At 53.6% G+C, this 16,029-nt stretch carries 15 protein-coding genes and 1 pseudogene; 6 read left to right on the top strand and 10 right to left on the bottom strand.

The features are described from left to right. A pseudogene (locus CCB157_RS17610) lies at nt 1-279 on the top strand (ISNCY family transposase); the annotation flags it as partial. Nucleotides 280-713: 434 nt separating this feature from the next. Beyond that, nucleotides 714-1,100, top strand: coding sequence for a YgzB family protein (locus CCB157_RS08115; protein ID WP_077615407.1), 387 nt, complete (start codon nt 714-716; stop codon nt 1,098-1,100). A 195-nt stretch (nt 1,101-1,295) separates the two neighbouring features. Here CCB157_RS08115 and perR read toward each other — a convergent pair whose 3' ends face one another. The 5 genes from perR to CCB157_RS08090 form a co-directional block, all read right to left on the bottom strand. Then, nucleotides 1,296-1,736, bottom strand: a complete 441-nt coding sequence (gene perR, locus CCB157_RS08110; RefSeq protein ID WP_077615406.1) for a peroxide-responsive transcriptional repressor PerR — start codon at nt 1,734-1,736, stop codon at nt 1,296-1,298. Between the two features lie 163 nt (nt 1,737-1,899). Then, the gene (locus CCB157_RS08105; protein ID WP_077615405.1) at nt 1,900-2,451 is read right to left on the bottom strand and encodes a cob(I)yrinic acid a,c-diamide adenosyltransferase; all 552 of its coding nucleotides are present in this window, start codon (nt 2,449-2,451) and stop codon (nt 1,900-1,902) included. A gap of 1 nt (nt 2,452) precedes the next feature. Continuing rightward, nucleotides 2,453-3,406: a D-2-hydroxyacid dehydrogenase gene (locus CCB157_RS08100; protein WP_077615404.1), complete on the bottom strand. Its 954-nt coding sequence runs from the start codon at nt 3,404-3,406 to the stop codon at nt 2,453-2,455. 342 nt (nt 3,407-3,748) lie between these two features. Then, complete coding sequence (gene bcp / locus CCB157_RS08095) at nt 3,749-4,216, bottom strand: thioredoxin-dependent thiol peroxidase (protein ID WP_077615403.1); 468 nt, start codon at nt 4,214-4,216, stop codon at nt 3,749-3,751. 157 nt (nt 4,217-4,373) lie between these two features. Further along, nucleotides 4,374-5,369 (bottom strand): zinc-binding dehydrogenase, encoded by a 996-nt coding sequence (locus CCB157_RS08090; RefSeq protein ID WP_077615402.1) that lies wholly within the window; start codon nt 5,367-5,369, stop codon nt 4,374-4,376. Between the two features lie 329 nt (nt 5,370-5,698). Between CCB157_RS08090 and CCB157_RS08085 the strand changes: the two genes are divergently transcribed. The 4 genes from CCB157_RS08085 (at nt 5,699) to CCB157_RS08075 (ending at nt 9,787) form a co-directional block, all read left to right on the top strand. After that, nucleotides 5,699-6,313 carry an NUDIX hydrolase gene (locus CCB157_RS08085; RefSeq protein ID WP_077615401.1) on the top strand — a complete coding sequence of 205 codons (615 nt, stop codon included), beginning with the start codon at nt 5,699-5,701 and terminating at the stop codon, nt 6,311-6,313. Nucleotides 6,314-6,472: 159 nt separating this feature from the next. Next, nucleotides 6,473-6,736, top strand: a complete 264-nt coding sequence (locus tag CCB157_RS18330) for a putative holin-like toxin (protein ID WP_369688665.1) — start codon at nt 6,473-6,475, stop codon at nt 6,734-6,736. A gap of 386 nt (nt 6,737-7,122) precedes the next feature. Then, a complete protein-coding gene (locus tag CCB157_RS08080) occupies nt 7,123-8,418 on the top strand; it encodes a glutamate-1-semialdehyde 2,1-aminomutase (RefSeq protein ID WP_077615400.1) in 1,296 nt (431 codons plus the stop codon). A gap of 292 nt (nt 8,419-8,710) precedes the next feature. Next, nucleotides 8,711-9,787, top strand: coding sequence for an FUSC family protein (locus CCB157_RS08075; RefSeq protein WP_077615399.1), 1,077 nt, complete (start codon nt 8,711-8,713; stop codon nt 9,785-9,787). A 199-nt stretch (nt 9,788-9,986) separates the two neighbouring features. On the opposite strand, the gene nikC is transcribed toward CCB157_RS08075, so the two are convergent. The 5 genes from nikC to CCB157_RS08050 all read right to left on the bottom strand — a co-directional run bounded on the left by nikC (nt 9,987) and on the right by CCB157_RS08050 (nt 15,865). After that, complete coding sequence (gene nikC / locus CCB157_RS08070) at nt 9,987-10,874, bottom strand: nickel transporter permease (protein ID WP_077615414.1); 888 nt, start codon at nt 10,872-10,874, stop codon at nt 9,987-9,989. 26 nt (nt 10,875-10,900) lie between these two features. Then, nucleotides 10,901-11,905, bottom strand: coding sequence for an ABC transporter permease (locus tag CCB157_RS08065; protein ID WP_077615413.1), 1,005 nt, complete (start codon nt 11,903-11,905; stop codon nt 10,901-10,903). A 234-nt stretch (nt 11,906-12,139) separates the two neighbouring features. Continuing rightward, nucleotides 12,140-13,747, bottom strand: coding sequence for an ABC transporter substrate-binding protein (locus tag CCB157_RS08060; RefSeq protein ID WP_077615398.1), 1,608 nt, complete (start codon nt 13,745-13,747; stop codon nt 12,140-12,142). 149 nt (nt 13,748-13,896) lie between these two features. Next, complete coding sequence (locus CCB157_RS08055; RefSeq protein ID WP_077615397.1) at nt 13,897-14,865, bottom strand: ABC transporter ATP-binding protein; 969 nt, start codon at nt 14,863-14,865, stop codon at nt 13,897-13,899. Beyond that, nucleotides 14,840-15,865, bottom strand: coding sequence for an ABC transporter ATP-binding protein (locus tag CCB157_RS08050; protein WP_143286975.1), 1,026 nt, complete (start codon nt 15,863-15,865; stop codon nt 14,840-14,842). Before CCB157_RS08050 ends, CCB157_RS08055 begins: the two co-directional genes overlap by 26 nt. Between the last annotated feature and the right edge of the window lie 164 nt (nt 15,866-16,029).

Genomic DNA, 16,029 nt, shown 5'->3' with positions numbered 1-16,029 from the left:
ATCTCCTACCGAGGAAAAACGTACATCCTCGACGTCCCAAATTCCAGTCCAACCATTCCGGCCAAAACGCCGGTGGAAGTCCGAAAAACGCTGGATGGCAGACTGTTTGTCTGGTACAAAGGTAAGCCCTACCCCTTGATGGAAGCAACCCGGAACAAAGCGGCAAAAACTCCTGAAAAGAAAAAGGAGAGCTCAGAAAAGAAATCGTACAAGCCAGGACCTGATCATCCTTGGCGCAAATATAGGCCCACGAATTCAAAGGAACTGAAACCGGCTTGAATGAACTGAGGTCAAAGTAAATATATCAGTGACATATTCACTGACGCGTTAGTATGACATTTTCACTGACGCTTGACAGAGGGTTTATCGCAAAACCTTTTTCGAATCGTTTGCGGCGTCGTCCGCCGCAACAACGATATAAAATTTAACACGCATCTTTTTTATCGTCAAGGGGATCGACACGATTTTTTATGGTAATAATTTCCTTTTATTGTGAGTGCCGTTGAAACGCATCTTGTCGAAGCTGGATTAAAAAAAGAAATAAAGGCAACGGCGCTCCTATTGTTTTTCATGCATGGACTCGTTTAAAAGAACGATTTTGAATGGTCGTTGGCGTCTCAGGCGCAAGGTCCCGTTTGTCGAACATGCGCAGCGCCCTGAGGTTGAAACGCTTTCGTTTAACTATGGTATACTTTAACAAGGAGGTCGGTCGCATGTTCTTCAAAAAAACGAGCAAGGTCAATAAATTTCGCAACTTTGCTTTAATTCTTGTTTTCCTCGGCGTTTTCATCATGTATGTTGCGCTGCTTTTTAAAAATCATCCCATCTTGATGACCATCTTGATGATCCTCGGTTTTCTTTCGGTTTTTCTAAGTTCTTTCGTCTACCTTTGGGTGGGCATGTTGTCCGTGAAAACCGTACAAGTCATCTGTCCGAATTGCGGGCGGCCGACGAAAATCCTCGGGCGCGTCGATTTGTGCATGTTTTGCAACGAACCGTTAACCTTGGATCCCGAATTGGAAGGGAAACCTTTCGATAAAAAATACAATCGGAAGAGTTACCTTTCAGCCAAAAAAAATGAACAGCGCCACAAAGGATAATAAAGAAACGCTGAACGGCGCAGGGATCAGCCGATGGACCGCATATTCCCATTCAATCGAATTTGCGGCGAACGGCGCGATCCGTTGACATAAAAAAGAGGTTGTCACGGGCGGTTTCGCCGCGCCGCTCGACAACCTCTTCGTTTTATCCAGCCGGTTTGTGGCCGCTATTTCCAGTGACCGCTCTACGGCCGGTCAATTTTTGACCGCTTTTTCTTGGCAATCCGGGCAAGTACCGTAAACTTCCATGCGGTGATGATTCACCGAAAAACCGGTGACATGCTCAGCGACGGTCTCCACTTCATCGAGACCCGGATAGTGAAAATCAACAATTTTGCCGCAGGATTCGCAAATGATATGATAATGATCGGATGTGGCGAAATCAAAGCGGCTTGACGAGTCGCCGTAAGTCAGCTCTTTGACCAATCCGACCTTTTTGAACACCCGCAAATTATTGTATACCGTCGCGACGCTCATGTTTGGAAATCTCGATTCGAGCGCTTTATAGATCTCATCCGCGGTCGGGTGAGACATGGAGACGATCAAATATTCCAAAATGGCATGCCGTTGTGGGGTAATACGGACGCCTGATTGTCTCAGCGTTTTGATCGCTTCTCGAATTCGACCGTTTGTCATCGCCCTGCCACCTCCCTCTGAAGAAGGGTACCATTATTAAATGATAATGTTTATAATTTGCTATTTCAATTGTATACATATATTGTCGGTCTGTCAATTTTGGTCGTCGCTTCACGCCGCTTCCAAACGCATCGAACTAAAAAATCGAGAACCAAGTTTCTCCTCATTGATGAAGTACCGATTCCGCGGCGTTTAATTTATGGTTCACGTATCGCGCCGCAACAAAGAGAAAATCGGAAAGGCGGTTTAAATAGGACAGCGCCAACGGATTGATGGTTTCTTCGATTTTGACCGCGAGCCGTTCCGCCCGCCGAACTATCGTGCGTGCGACGTGCAAGGCGGCTCCGGCCTGGCTCCCGCCCGGCAAAATGAACTGCTTCAGCGGGGGAAGCTTTGCGTCCCATTCATCGATTATGGTTTCCAATTCCTTAACGTGCTCTTCGCTGACTTTCCAATGCACGTCTTTTCCTTCGGGCGTGGCCAATTCCGCGCCGACGTGGAAGAGCGTCGTTTGCACGCCATGCATGACGGATAAAAACCGTTGTTTTCCTTCGAAATCGACCGCTTTCAAAAAACTCAGCGCCAATCCGATCATGGAATTCGCCTCATCGCACGTCCCATAAGCCTCGACGCGCGGATCCGCTTTCGACACCCGTTTTCCGTACACTAATGACGTCGTTCCTTTGTCGCCGGAACGCGTATAGATCCGGGCCATTTCAATACCCCCTGTCCAAGTCGATCAGATTGATCAGATCGCGGCGGCCGGCTAGATAGGCGTCCAAATTTTGTTCAAAGATCGCGAGCGCCCGAGGTTGATACTCGCTTGTAATTGATGAAAAATGCGGGGTGACCGTCACGTTTTCCATGTCCCAAAACGGATGGCCGGGATCAAGCGGTTCTTCCTCAAATACGTCCAACACGGCACCCGCAATCTCTCCGGTTTTCAACGCTTCAAGCAACGCCGCTTGGTCAACGGTTTTCCCGCGCCCAATATTGATGAAAAGCGCATCCTTACGCATGGCGCGAAACTGGTCGCGGCCGATCAGAGCGACGGTTTCCTTCGTCTGCGGCAAAACCGCGACGACGTATTTGGCTTCTTTCAACGCCTCGTTCATTCGATCCGTTTTAAACATGTGATCGATGTATTCGGCTGGACGTCCGCTGCGGTTCACGCCGTAGGTTGGCATGCGGAACGCTTTGGCCAGCCGGGCGATTTCCCCGCCGATCGCGCCGGCACCGATGATGGCGATGGGCTGGCCGGTGATTTCCTCCATTTTCACCCCATATTTGTCCCAATGGTGGTTAGCTTGCTGTTCGTTCCATTTTTTGGTCTTTTTCGCCCATTGCAAGATGGCCGCAAACACATATTCCGCCATCGGAATTTTATGTATGCCGCGGGCATTGGTCACCATGATTCCTTTTTCCTTGATCGCCGAAAACGGCAGCCGATCGAGCCCGGCGGAAATCACCATGATCCACTTTAAGTGCTCCGCACGTTTCACCATTTCCGGCGTCAAATCTTCTCCATATGTGATCAAGACGTCCGCGTCCCGCAAATCGGCAGCCGCCTCATGAATATTCGTGTGAAAGCAAAAAGAAAGTTGCGGATAACCGTCCTGAAGGCGCTCTCTTAAATCCGCTCGTATCGGCGCACTCGAAACGATTTTCAAACTTCTTCACCCCATTAAATGATCGCTGGCAAGATTATAGAACCATAAATGAAGCGAATCGCCCGCAAGTTGCGATCGAATGACCGGTTGCTCCGGCTTTCCTTTCCATTATGGCCCTTAGCGTCTGCGGTTGGCGCATCAACTCATGGTGAAACGCGAAGCAGCGCATGTGCCGGATCGCAGCCCACGCGCTCAAGCTGAAAATCGAAAAATAGAGGAAATCTCCTCGCCATCGCAAAAAAGCGGTTTGAGCCGCAGCTCTTTTCTTTAGAGAAAAGCGGAGCCAGCGGCTCCCGCATTTTCCGCGCTCTTTTGATTGGGAGGATTATTCCGCAGGCTTTTTTATTGGAGATGTTCTTCTACGAATTGCAAAACTTCTTGGACATGGCCGTCGACTTTGACCTTCGGCCATACTTTGGCAATCCGTCCGTCTTTATCGATGACGAACGTGGAACGTTGAATCCCCATGTATTCCTTCCCGAAATTTTTCTTAAGCTGCCACGCTCCGTATTTCTCGGCGACGGCATGATCGACGTCGGCCAAAAGCGGAAACGGAAGATTGTGTTTGGCCGTGAATTGTTGGTGTTTTTCCACGGGGTCGGGGCTCACTCCGAGCACGACCGTATTCAATTCGGCAAAACCCGCATGCTGATCGCGGAAATCACAAGCCTCGGTCGTGCACCCCGGCGTCATGTCTTTGGGATAAAAATAGAGCACGACATTTTTTCCACGAAAATCCGAAAGCGATATTTCTTCGCCGGTCGTTGATTTCAACGTAAAATCCGGCGCTTTGTCTCCCACTTCCAACATTGGCGGGAACCTCCTTAAAAGGATTGTTTTTAAAAGCGAAAATGTACGGATCGATGGGGATGTGCAGCGGCCGCGCCAACGGGAATCGCTCGATCCGCGGTTGAGGCACCGACCGCTCCGCGTATCGATCCGTTTTATTTTAAAGCGGGGCAAACGGTCAATCGGCGATTTTCAACGCGATTTTTCCGAATTGTTCGCCGCGCTCCAGCTTCCGAAGCGCCGCTTCAGCTTCCCGGAGCGGAAAGACGCTGTCGATGACGGGGGCGATCCGATGTTCTTCCATAAATCGCAAGCATTCATGCGCTTCTTCGATGCTGCCCATCGTCGAACCGATCAAGGTATATTGGCCGTAAAAGAAATTGCGGAGATTCAACGGGACAACATCGCCCGCGGAGGCGCCGAATACGACGATGATCCCGCCCGGCTTTAACAGAGACAACGATTTTTCAAACGTCGCCGCTCCGACGCTCTCGATGACGACATCGACCTTTTCGCCCGGTAACGCTTCCTGCCAATCCCCGTTCGAGTCAATCGCGCGATCGGCGCCGAGGGCCAAAGCTTTTTCCCTTTTATCGGAACTGCGCGACGTGACGATCACCTTGGCCCCAAGCGCTTTCGCCATTTGAATGAGCAGCGTGGCGACACCGCCGCCGACGCCGGGAATGAGCACGGTTTGTCCCGCCGCCACGTGTGCGCGCGTGACGAGCGCCCGATAAGCGGTCAGCGCGCCCAACATAACGACACCGGCTTGCTCCCAGCTGAGGTGATGCGGTTTCGGTGCGAGATTTTCCGCCGGCACCACGATCTCCTCGGCGAAGGTGCCATCATCCGGCAGTCCGAGAATTTCAAATCCTTCGGGGGGCGCCGCCGATTTTTTCCGCCATCCGAGGCTCGGAATGATGACGACTTCGTCGCCTTTTTGGAAACCGGAGACACCTTCTCCGATTTCTTCGACGATCCCGGCCCCGTCGGAACCGATGACGAGGGGGCCCGCATCCGCCTTGTGACGCACGAGCGTAAACAGATCGCGGTGATTTAACCCGGCCGTTTTCAAACGGACTTTAACGGTTCCGGGTTTGACGGCCGGAGACGGGATTTCCGCAAATTTCAAACCGGAAAAGCCCGGTTGCCCTTCATGAACAATCGCTTTCACACACTTTCACCCCTTCATATTATGCCGATCTGGCCATTGGCCCACTCATCTTTGCTTTCATTTTCGCAAAAGTATAACGCTTAGACAAACAAAACACTTTGATGCAGCTGAAATCTTTCATTTCGGAAATTCATCATAACTGAGGCACACATAAAATAGCAGAACCAAAAAAAGAAGACGAAACCCGAGGAAATCCCCGTCATCGAGGGACAACTCCATTTATTTGACGGGTTTTACAAAAGCGAGGGGCCGCATTATACTAACGGTAGTTCTCACGTTCCGTTATACCGCATGGCCTTGTGTAGAGGTTAGGCAAAGGATGTGTAAAAATGAATATTGCGGAAATATCAAAACGGATAAGCGCCATTAAAGCCGAGGATTTGATCGGTGAAAATGAAATGGTCAAAGCCGCTGTCCTCATCCCGCTCATCCTAAGGGAAGGGCATTGGCACATCCTGTTTGAAGAACGATCCCGTCAATTAAGAAGCCAACCCGGCGATATTTGTTTTCCGGGCGGAAAAATGGAAGCCACCGATCGCTCGCCGCGGGAAGCCGCGATTCGGGAAACGTGCGAAGAACTCGGCATCCGACCGGAAGATCTCTTCGTGGTCGGCACGCTCGGCCGTTACCTTCCTTCATCCCAACTCATCGTGCATCCGTATGTCGCCTGCCTTCAAACCGAAACCTTTACCCCCAGCGCTGAAGTCGAGACCCTCTTTACCGTCCCGCTCGATTGGTTATTAAAGACCGAGCCCGAGCGCTATGCCGTCAAACTCCAACCGCTGCCGGAAGACGGTTTTCCATTTGAAAAAATCGTCGGCGGCAAGGCCTATCAATGGCGGGAAAGGCAAATCATCGAGCTGTTCTATCATTATCGGGACCACACCATTTGGGGATTGACCGCCCGCATTCTTCATCATTTTTTAAAAATTTTACGCGCCTGAGCCGTTTGGCTCATCCGGATAGACGCGCATTTCACGACGCTTTGATCGTCATGCGACTTTAGTCGGAAACCGTCCTCATCATCATCCAGAGCTGTATGGTCACCTCCACCCCCATATGGCGCGAAAACATGCATTCTATGAGACCAAAGCCACAGAAAAATGGAAGAAATGGCTTGTTGGAAATCCGGAGCGCCTCATCCGAACAACCCATACACCGCCGAAATCCCCACGCGGGGCTCATCCCGAAAACGAAACAAAGGACGGATAAAATTCCCATTCACGACGTGCTATGATGGGAATACAACGGATACGGGCGGCCTGTCACGTTCGGGGGTGAGGCCAATGACAGTATTCGAAGCGTTATCTCTCATGATAGCGTTTGGCGCTCTTGTGGCCGTACTGTCACAAACAAAGCGCAAATAGGCCATCCGGGGGTTCCTCACACGAGCCAACCGGGCGGCCTATTCACACAGGCCCGCCCGTGAAACCGTTGTGGACCTCAGGCAACCGCCTGCGGTCCCTTTATATGATATTCCCCGAGGTGCCGTCTATGATAGACGTCACGTCCCTTTTTCACCCGGGACCGCCTCACCCCCTAATCTAGAAAAGCGCCGACCTTGTCAAATCCGTACAAATGCAGGATAATGTTCATGTCAAATCCGGGATCTGCGAGTGCCGACTGAGATGTCGGCTTTTTTTCTTCCTTTGGAAGCATAGAGGGAAGAAACCATGAATACACAACTCTTTGACGGCGCATGTGCCGCCAGATATGCGCCTAATGGAAGAGAAAAAAGGAAGGATGAACGGTCATGTACACATTCGAAGCGTCCGAAAAACTGTATGAGGAAGCGCAAAAGGTGATTGTTGGCGGCGTCAACAGCCCTTCGCGGTCTTATAAAGCGGTCGGTGGCGGCGCCCCCGTGTTCATGGAACGGGCCCAAGGCGCCTACTTCTGGGATGCGGACGGCAATCGTTACATCGATTATTTGGCCGCCTACGGCCCGATCATCACCGGACACGCCCATCCCCACATCACGCGTGCCATCCAAAAAGCGGCGGAAAACGGGGTGCTCTACGGCACGCCGACCCGGCTTGAAGTCGAATTCGCCAAAAAACTGCGCGCCGCCATCCCGTCTTTGGAGAGGATACGGTTCGTCAACTCCGGTACTGAAGCGGTGATGACGACGATTCGCGTCGCTCGGGCGTACACGGGCCGTGACAAAATTTTAAAATTTGCCGGCTGTTATCACGGCCACTCGGATCTCGTCCTCGTCGCCGCCGGTTCCGGCCCGTCCACGCTCGGTACGCCGGATTCCGCCGGGGTGACGAAGAACATCGCCGAGGAAGTCATCACGGTGCCGTATAACGATCCGGATTCTCTAAAAGAGGCGTTCGCTCACTGGGGAAAAGAAATCGCGGCCGTTCTCGTCGAACCGATCGTCGGCAACTTTGGCATCGTCATGCCGGAACCCGGCTTCCTTGAAGCGATTCACGAAATCGCCCACGGCGCCGGTTCCCTCGTCATCTACGACGAAGTCATCACCGCCTTCCGCTTTATGTACGGAGGCGCACAAAACCTGCTCCAGATCGAGCCGGACATGACGGCGCTCGGCAAAATCATCGGCGGCGGGCTGCCGATCGGGGCGTACGGCGGCCGCCAAGACATCATGGAAGAAGTGGCGCCGCTCGGCCCCGCCTATCAGGCCGGTACGATGGCCGGCAACCCGGCTTCGATGTCCGCCGGGATCGCCTGTCTCGAAGTGTTGGAACAACCCGGGGTGTACGAAGAACTCGACCGGCTGGGCGCCCGTTTGGAAAACGGCATTTATGAAATCAATCGAAAATACGGCCTGCCGATCGTCATCAATCGCCTCAAAGGCGCCATGACGCTCTATTTCTCCGATCACCCCGTGAAAAATTATGAAGACGCGCAGAATACGGACGGTGAGCTTTTCGGCCGCTTCTTTAAAGCGATGTTGAAAAACGGCATTAACCTCGCCCCGTCGAAATACGAAGCGTGGTTCATCACCACCGCCCATACGGATAAAGACATAGATGACACGCTCGATGCCGTCGATCGCGCGTTTTACGAATTAACCCGCTAACGTTCACCTTTCAAAACGGACGGAGGAAGCGATCCACCCGGGGCGCCGTCGCCTCGGACGTTCGGCCGAACCCGTCCCGCTAAATATGAAGCGAACAACGATCAAACCGTGACCCTCTTCACCGATAATCAGGCGGTCGGCCGCAAGCACCGGCATCCGTACACCCATGCCATTAAACCTTTATCATCGCAGCGCCATTGATTACGGGTGCGGAGATGTTGTATAGTCTTTGGAGACCCATCGGGTTTCTCAACTTGGAAATACGTTTTTATAAGGAGAGGGAAAGGTTTACATGAAATTGGGTGCCCGGATTCTCAAAACGGGCTTAGCGATCACGCTATCCATCTATTTATCCATGTGGCTCGGCTTCCAACCGGTTTCGATGGCGGCCGTGGCCAGCGCTTTTGCAATCCAACCGTCCGTCTACCGATCTTGGCAGACGATCGTTGAAAACGTTCAAGGCAACATCATCGGCGCCGTCGTCGCGACGGCGTTCATCGCCATGCTCGGCAATCATCCGATCGCCATCGGGTTTGCCGCCATCGTCGTCATCGCGATTCACTTGCGGCTCAAGCTGCAGAGCACCATCACCTTGAGCACGGTGACGGTCATCCTCATTATGAGCGGAACGCCGGCGGACGAAGGGGTGCTCATCTATGCCTTGAATCGCTTTTTGCTCATCATGATCGGCGTGCTGGCGGCCTTCGTCGTCAACCTCGCCTTCATGCCGCCGAATTACGAAAATCGGCTCTACCATATGATCGTCAACCAGACGACGAAGCTGTTCACATGGGTCCGCCTGCTCGCTCAGCATGCTCCCGAACGGGCGGCCATAAAAAACGAACTCCGGCAGTTTCAAGACCAAAAAATGAAAATCAGCCAATATTTTCTCTGGTATAACGATGAGCGCCGTTACTTGCGCAAACACCGTTATGCCAAGTATCGGAAAACCGTCATATTCCGGCAAATGATCACGACGATGAACAAGCTGTATGAACTGCTGCGGACGATGAATGAAAACGAGCATCTGCTCCACCACTTGCCGCCTCATCTCAAAAACGGCATTTACGAGCGGATCGAGAGCATGCTGGTGACCCATGAGCGCATACTCATGCGCTTAAACAAAAAGGTCCGGGACGCGGAAGAGGCGCCCGGCAAGACGTTCCAATTAAAATCGAAGCTGACCGATCAGTTCATCCGCTGTTACAAAGATGAAGAAAGCGAGGAATGGCTGCATCTTTTCCCGCTGATCGCGGCGATCATTGATTACGGCCAGCAAATCGAGCACCTCGACCGCCTGATCGACAGCTTTCAAGCCTATCACAAACGCGAAAACAAGGTCGACATTCATAACGATGAAGAATTGTAAAAAACCGGGGTTGCAAGACCCCGGTTTTTTCTTCTTTTCGAAGCATCGGCTGTGGATGCCCGCGTGTTTGCGATTTTCCTTACGGTCGGCTCCGCAAACCCACCGTTTTCAGGTGTTATAGCCTGATGCCGAGCGCAGAGGTTCGCCTTCCAGCGCCCGCGATGATATGTTTGTCGCCCGGCGTGCCTTTCCTGCCGGTTCACTTCTTCATCTTCGGATCCAAGGCATCCCGGACGCCGTCGCCGAGCAGGTTGAACCCGAGCACCGTCAAGGCGATCGCCAGGCCGGGAAAAATCACCGTCCACGGGGCGTCCGTGATATATTGGCGGCTGTCGGACAGCATCCGGCCCCATTCCGGGTGCGGCGGCTGAGCGCCGAGCCCGAGAAAACCGAGCGCCGCCGCATCCAAAATCGCCGTCGCGATGCTCAAGGTGCCTTGGACGATGATCGGCGCGAGGCTGTTGGGCAAGATGTGGCGCAGGAGAATGCGCGAATCCTTCATGCCGATCGCCCGCGCGGCGAGAATGTATTCTTCTTCCTTGATGCTGAGCACTTTTGAGCGGACGAGGCGCCCGAAGTTCGGAATGTTGACCGTGGCGATCGCGATGAGCGCGTTTTGCAAGGACGGCCCGAGGACCGCGACGATGGCGATCGCAAGCAGGATGCTCGGAAAGGCGAGCATGATGTCAAACAGGCGCGAAATGATCATGTCGATCCATCTGCCGTAAAAACCGGCCAATATGCCGAGCACGGTTCCGACGATGATCGCTCCGGTCACGGATGAAAACCCGACCCAAAGCGAAATTCTCGCCCCATAGAGTATTCTCGTAAAAATATCGCGGCCGAAATCATCCGTGCCGAACCAATGCGCGCCGGACGGCGGCTTCAGGCGGGCGGACAGATTTTCCGCGTCGAATCCTTCGGGTTTCAGCAAAGGGGCGAGGAGCGCGCAAAGAATGAAGACGAGGATGATGCACGCCCCGATGACGGCCAGTTTGTTCTTTTTTAATGCGCGCCACGCGCCGTACCATAGAGAAGCTTCGGCGGTTTTTGCGGGCTGCGGAGCACCCGGTTTACGCTCAAGCATCGTTTCCACGCCCGAGCCCTCCTCTCTCATTTGTATTTAATGCGCGGATCGAACACGGCGTACAACAAGTCGACGATCAAGTTGACCAAAACGAACATCAGGGCGATGATAAGAATGCCCGACTGGATGACGGGATAATCCCGGAATTGGATGGCGTCGTAAATATAACTGCCGATGCCCGGCCAACCGAAGATCGTTTCCGTGAGAATCGCCCCGCCGAGGAGCAGCCCCGACTGCAAGCCGATGACCGTCAACACCGGGATAAAGGCGTTCTTCAGCGCATGTTTGTACACGACCCACACCATCTTCTGCCCTTTCGCCCGGGCGGTGCGGATGTAGTCGGATCGCAGGACTTCCAGCATGCTCGAACGCGTCATTCGGGCGATGATCGCCATCGGAATCGTGGCGAGCGCGATGCTCGGCAGCACCAAGTGGCGAACGACCTCCCAAAATTGGTCGAGCCGGCCGGAAAGCAGCGTGTCAAGCAAATAAATATGCGTAATCGCCGCGACCGGGTCGCGAATGTCGTCCCGCCCGATCGACGGCAGCCAGCCGAGCTTGATCGAAAACGCCCATTGCTCGACAAGGCCGAGCCAGAACACCGGCATGGAGACGCCGACCAACGCGATGACCATTGAAATGACGTCGATTGCCGAATTTTGTTTCCATGCGCTTAAGATGCCGAGGTTGATGCCGACGACGACGGCGATCAGCATCGCGACAAAAGACAGTTCGATCGTCGCCGCCAGATGCGGCCAGATTTCCCGGCTGATCGGCGCGCCCGAGCGGATCGACGTTCCGAGGTCGCCGCTCAGCAAGTCTTTAACATAGGAAAAATATTGATAGTACCACGGCTTGTCCAATCCGAGGGATCGGCGCAGCTGTTCAAGGGACTCCGGCGTCGCTTTTTGTCCGAGAATCGCCAGCGCGGGATCGCCGGGAATCGCGCGGATAATGCCGAAAACGATCAGCGACATCCCGATCAAAACCGGGATCAAAGCGATCATTCTTCTGATCGAATAAGCAAGCATGCGCTCACCCCTTTTCCGAATCTTGCAACGAACGATGGCAGGAACCGTTTGCGACGCGGTGACGGTGCGGCCGACCGCCGCCTTTTGATCACGCCCGTCCTCGCGCCCCTTTCCGGCTTTGGAAGCATGAAGCGGCTCCGGCAACGGTTTTTTCAACCTTAAACGCAAATGCCATGAGCCATTGAAAAGGAAAGAGGGGAGAACGCCCTCCCCTCATCCTTGCGCCCCACCGCCTCAGTCGGCCAAATCGACGTCGACGAATGAATCCGAACCGGTCGGATGCGGCTGATAGCCTTTGATGTTGCTCTTTCCGACGAGCGCCGGTTTCGTGTGGAAAAGCGGAATCCAAGGCGCGTCTTTATGGATGATTTCTTGGGCTTGCTTGTAGAGTTCTTGGCGTTGGTTTTCATCGGTGACCGTTTGCGCCTTTTTCAGGAGGCTGTCGACTTGTTTGTTGCTGTACCGCGAATAGTTGTTGCTGCCGATCGCGTCGCTCGAGAGCAGCGTGTAGATAAAGTTGTCGGCATCACCGTTGTCGCCCGTCCATCCGATCATAAACATCGGCGCTTCGCCCTTCGCCAATTTTTCTAAGTAAGTCGTCCATTCAAAGGTTTGGATCTTGGCGTCCACACCGATCTTTTTAAAATTGTGGGCGATCGCTTCGGCGATTTTATCCGGATTGGGCATGTACGGCCGCGGGTTCGGCATCGTCCACAATTCGGTCTTAAAGCCGTTCGGATAGCCGGCTTTTTTGAGCAGCTCTTTGGCATGGTCGAGGTTGAACTCGTAGGGTTGAACGGCGTCATTATACCCGCCGATGCTCGGGGGCATCGGGTTTTTCGCCGGCTCGGCCGTCCCGTTGAAGAACGCGTCAATCAACGCTTGTTTGTCCACCGCTTCATTCAGCGCTTGGCGGACGAGTGGATTGTCGAACGGTTTTTTCTCGACGTTGAAGCCGAGATAGCCGATGTTCATCGGCGGGCGGTAAAAGATTTGCAAGTCTTTATTGTTCTTTATGTCTTTCAAATCGCTCGGGTTGACGCCGTCCATCAAATCGATCTCCCCGTTTTTCAACGCGTTCAGCCGGGCGGTGTTGTCCGGAATCACCTTAAAGATCAAACCGTCGAGCTTCGGCTTACCTTTTTGCCAATAATCTTTGTTTTTGACGAGCGTAATCGTGTCCTTGCGCTTCCATTCTTTGAGTTTGAACGGGCCGGTGCCGACGGCGGCATCCACGCCGTACTTATCGCCGTATTTCTTGATGGCCTTCGGGCTGGCGATCGCAAACGGCGACATCGCCAAGTCTTTTAAAAACGGCGCAAACGGCGTTTTCAATTTGAACTCGACCGTATACTTGTCGATCGCTTTGGTTTCTTGAATGACGCTCTTGTCGCCAAAGCCGCCGAACATCGAAACGTAATACGCGAACTTGGCTTCATCATTGCCGTTTTTCCAACGGTCGAAGTTATACACGACCGCCTCGGCATCGAAATCCGTGCCGTCGTGGAATTTGACGCCTTTGCGCAGATGGAACGTATAGGTTTTGCCGTCGGCGCTGATGTCCCACGATTCGGCGAGACCGGGCCCGACGTCGGTCGTTTGCCCTTTGTATTCCACAAGCGTTTCATAAATGTTTTTGGTTACGCCCAACGATTCGCCATCCGTGACGACCGCTGGATCAAGCGAGGTCGAGTCGGCGCCGCGTCCGAAGACGAGGACCTTATTGCCGCCTTTCTCGTTGCCGGAACTCGATTTATCCCCGCTCGAAGACGACGAACAACCGCTGAGGACAAGCGTTAAACTGGCGATGACGACAACAGCCAACCAAAAAAATCTCTTCATCGGTCTCCCCCTCATTATTCTCTGATTTATCTGCCATGCGAACGGCCGCCTCCGATTGGCAATAGCCTGCAGATAAGGCCGGATCGCAATTGACATCAAACGCAATGACCGTCGCCGGTCGCGAAGGAACGGGATCGCACGGCGCGGGTTTAGGCATAAAGATGGCAAGCGACCCGATGCTCTTCTTCGACCGTTTTCAGTTCCGGACGGACGCGCCGGCAATGATCCGTGGCGAACGGACAACGCGGATGAAAGGCGCAGCCCGAAGGCGGATCCGCGGGATTCGGCACATCTCCTTGAAGCACTTCCCCTTCGCTTTTGTAATCCGGATCGGGAACCGGAACGGACGCCAAAAGCGCCTTCGTGTAAGGATGCTTTGGCGATGCGTACAAGCGATCGCTTTCGGCGACCTCCACCAAACGGCCGAGGTACATGACGCCGACGCGGTCGGCAAAGTGATGAACGGCGCTCAAGTCGTGGGCGATGAACAGGAAGGTCAATCCGAAGGCTTCCTGCAAATCTTGCAAAAGGTTCAGCACTTGCGATTGAATCGACACGTCGAGCGCCGAGATGGGTTCATCGGCGATGATCAGTTTCGGATCGACCGCCAAAGCGCGGGCGATGCCGATCCTCTGCCGCTGTCCGCCGCTGAACTGATGAGGATAACGGTCGGCATAGGCGCTTGAAAGCCCGACCACTTCGAGCAACTCGCGCACCCGCTTCTTCCGTTCCGCTTTTGTTCCGATCTTATGGACGATCATCGGCTCCTCAATGATTTGGCCGACCGTCTGTCGCGGATTCAGCGAAGCGAACGGATCTTGAAAGATCATCTGAATGTCTTTCCGCAGCTTTCTCAACATCCGTTTGTCCAACGCGGTGATGTCTTGACCGGCAAATACGACGCGGCCTTCGGTCGGCTCGATCAGGCGCATGAGCGCGCGCCCGGTCGTCGACTTGCCGCATCCGGACTCGCCGACCAACCCGAACGTCTCGCCTTTGAAAACTTCAAATGAAACGCCGTCGACCGCCTTGACGTAGCCGATCGTCTTGCGCCAAACGCCGCCTTCGATCGGATAATATTTTTTTAAACCTTCAACGGTTAACAGCGGTTCCGCCATGGCTCTCCCCCTTTCCGGGCGCGATTCCGTCCTTCATGTCGTGCAGGAAGCAACGCGCCCGATGGCCGGCGCCGAGCGCCGCCCACTCCGGCAAACTCCCCCTGCATCGATCCATCGCCCATTCGCAGCGCGGATGAAACGGGCACCCGTTTGTAATTTCACCCGGCTTGGGCACGTTGCCGGGAATGGAATAGAGCCTTTTTTTCCGGTTCCTCAAGTCGGGGACCGACGCCAGCAACCCCTTTGTATAGGGGTGGGCCGGATTTTTGAAAATGGCTTTGACGGGGCCTTCTTCCACCACTTTGCCCGCATACATGACGATGACGCGATCGCACATTTCGGCGACGACGCCCAAATCGTGCGTGATCAAAATAATGGCCGTCCCCGTTTCGCGGTTCAGCTTTTTCATGAGATTTAAAATTTGTTTCTGAATGGTGACATCCAGCGCCGTGGTCGGTTCGTCGGCGATCAGCACCTTCGGACCGCAAACCATCGCCATGGCGATCATGACGCGCTGGCGCATACCTCCGGACAACTGGTGCGGATAACTTTTCAATAAGTCCTTGGGCCGCGGCAAGCCGACAAGCTTGAGCCATTCGGCCGCCTGTGCTTCGGCTTCCCGTTTGGACGTTTTGCGGTGAATGCGGATCGCTTCGACGAGCTGTTGGCCGATGGTCAAAACGGGATTGAGGGACGTCATCGGCTCCTGGAAGATCATCGCCATTTCATCGCCGCGGATTTGCCGCATTCTCTTTTCCGAAGCGTGCGTGATGTCTTCACCGTTGAAAACAATCCGTCCGTCGACAATTTTCCCGGGGGCGGACACCAAGCGCATGATAGACAGCGAAGTTACGCTCTTGCCGCATCCCGATTCGCCGACGATGCCGAGAATTTCTCCGGCACGAACGGAGAAATCGACGCCGTCCACCGCCGGAACCTGTCCATCATCCGTGTAAAAAGTCGTCTTCAGCCCTTTCACCGCCAAAATCGGTTCGCTCAATAAGCCCCCTCCTTTCGCCGCTAGACCAACGTAAATTGCTACATTGTATGAGCGGTAATAAAAGATATTCTTCCCGAAACGCATTTCTCCTTCTTTTCAAATAAAAATATTTAATATTTTTATGCTAATTTTGTCGATTATTGTAGATTTTTGTCATTTAGGGC

The organism is Caenibacillus caldisaponilyticus (assembly GCF_002003465.1).
GTDB classification, from domain to species: Bacteria; Bacillota; Bacilli; order Bacillales; family Sporolactobacillaceae; genus Caenibacillus; species Caenibacillus caldisaponilyticus.
The sequence above is the reverse complement of the archived record's forward strand: the minus strand, read 5'-3'. Positions and strand labels throughout refer to the sequence as shown.

What these genes read in the sequence shown, in the direction of transcription:
- CCB157_RS08080 (WP_077615400.1), top strand. Translation starts at nt 7,123, where the DNA reads ATGTACACATTCGAAGCGTCCGAAAAACTGTATGAGGAAGCGCAAAAG.
- CCB157_RS08115 (WP_077615407.1), top strand. Translation starts at nt 714, where the DNA reads ATGTTCTTCAAAAAAACGAGCAAGGTCAATAAATTTCGCAACTTTGCT.
- CCB157_RS08085 (WP_077615401.1), top strand. Translation starts at nt 5,699, where the DNA reads ATGAATATTGCGGAAATATCAAAACGGATAAGCGCCATTAAAGCCGAG.
- CCB157_RS08075 (WP_077615399.1), top strand. Translation starts at nt 8,711, where the DNA reads ATGAAATTGGGTGCCCGGATTCTCAAAACGGGCTTAGCGATCACGCTA.
- perR (WP_077615406.1), bottom strand. Translation starts at nt 1,736, where the DNA reads ATGACAAACGGTCGAATTCGAGAAGCGATCAAAACGCTGAGACAATCA.
- CCB157_RS08105 (WP_077615405.1), bottom strand. Translation starts at nt 2,451, where the DNA reads ATGGCCCGGATCTATACGCGTTCCGGCGACAAAGGAACGACGTCATTA.
- CCB157_RS08065 (WP_077615413.1), bottom strand. Translation starts at nt 11,905, where the DNA reads ATGCTTGCTTATTCGATCAGAAGAATGATCGCTTTGATCCCGGTTTTG.
- nikC (WP_077615414.1), bottom strand. Translation starts at nt 10,874, where the DNA reads ATGCTTGAGCGTAAACCGGGTGCTCCGCAGCCCGCAAAAACCGCCGAA.
- CCB157_RS08060 (WP_077615398.1), bottom strand. Translation starts at nt 13,747, where the DNA reads ATGAAGAGATTTTTTTGGTTGGCTGTTGTCGTCATCGCCAGTTTAACG.
- CCB157_RS08055 (WP_077615397.1), bottom strand. Translation starts at nt 14,865, where the DNA reads ATGGCGGAACCGCTGTTAACCGTTGAAGGTTTAAAAAAATATTATCCG.
- CCB157_RS18330 (WP_369688665.1), top strand. Translation starts at nt 6,473, where the DNA reads ATGGAAGAAATGGCTTGTTGGAAATCCGGAGCGCCTCATCCGAACAAC.
- bcp (WP_077615403.1), bottom strand. Translation starts at nt 4,216, where the DNA reads ATGTTGGAAGTGGGAGACAAAGCGCCGGATTTTACGTTGAAATCAACG.